This is a genomic window from Staphylococcus sp. 231237_7MaSpsaltlick (assembly GCF_043107035.1).
The window spans coordinates 1-391 of record NZ_JBICNX010000445.1 but is presented as its reverse complement, the minus strand read 5'-3'; the positions used below and the strand labels follow the sequence as shown (position 1 = coordinate 391).

The 391-nt window shown below is 25.1% G+C and carries 1 protein-coding gene; it reads left to right on the top strand.

Translation table 11 applies throughout. The features are described 5' to 3' along the window. Positions 1-19 precede the first annotated feature (19 nt). Entirely contained in the window at positions 20-268 is a 249-nt protein-coding gene (locus ACF91D_RS32270) for an Hsp20 family protein (protein WP_392438782.1), read from the top strand. Positions 269-391: the final 123 nt, after the last annotated feature.

Sequence of the window (391 nt, the reverse complement as noted above, 5' to 3'; positions counted from 1 at the left end):
TGGCATTGAAAAATAAAATATCAGTTTAGATTATCAAGGTGAGACTTTATATATAGAAGCTAAACAATCAGATGAAAATAATGAAACTGATCAAGAAGGAAATATCATTAGACAAGAAAGAAATACAGCATATATAAATCGAACATACACATTGCCTAATGTAGATGAAAACAATATTAACGCAAAATATACGAATGGTGTATTGCATTTAAATTTGAAAAAAAATAAACAAGATGTAACATCTACTAAGCATATAGAAATTGAATGAAAATAGCCTATAAGTACCAATTAGATGATCTCCTGTGACTAAAAGACAGTCAATCTATAATTTAGAATGACTGTCTTTTTAATTTATAAATAGTTAAGTTATTTTTTGAATCATACTTTAAAA